The organism is Caballeronia sp. BR00000012568055 (assembly GCF_029439455.1).
Taxonomy (GTDB): domain Bacteria; phylum Pseudomonadota; class Gammaproteobacteria; order Burkholderiales; family Burkholderiaceae; genus Caballeronia.
Map to the genome: position 1 here is coordinate 1 of NZ_JAQFVG010000204.1, position 653 is coordinate 653.

The 653-nt window shown below is 56.0% G+C and carries 1 pseudogene; it reads left to right on the forward strand.

The annotated features are described in order from the left end of the window. Positions 1-354: 354 nt before the first annotated feature. A pseudogene (locus tag P7F28_RS10120) lies at positions 355-653 on the forward strand (hypothetical protein); the annotation flags it as partial.

Sequence of the window (653 nt, forward strand, 5' to 3'; positions counted from 1 at the left end):
AGGTCGGGCAGTTCGCCCGCCTCGTGCAACGCGTCGAGCCGCTCGGCCAGTACGGCCTCAACTGTCAATCGAACTAAATATGAAACCGATGCCAGGCCCGAATCCCGCGTCGGACAAGCGGTGTCGGCCGCGGAGGTGGCGTGTTTGCGTCAATTTCAATTGACTTAAACTTGGAACTTTTCACGAAATTGAACTAAAGTTTGATCATCTCTGACGCGTCAACTTTATGTCATGAACGCGCCGGTTCCTTTACCCGTTCGACGTCTTCCCAAGCAGACGCTCCATCATGCCTGGGCGCCTAAACTACGACGTCCCGTCTTATTCTCCTCGGCCATGCAGGTTCGCCTATGGATCATGCTCGAGGCCAATCCGGGCGTGACGACCTATTGCGAGCGGCCCGCAGTTTCCGTTGAAGCCGCGTCGGAGCCACTGGCTGACTTCTGGGTGATGCGCGATGGAACGGAACAATGGCTAAGCGTTGACGACGATACCGAGGAGCAGGCGGATATGCGTGATTTACAGATCACGAAGCGGACCGCTCGATCGGCACCATGTGTGGAGACTATCTCCAGAAAGGAGATCGAACGCCATCGCATCTGGATACAGAACTGGATGTCGTTGCTTCCCTATCTGGCAACGGGTGCCCACCTGAT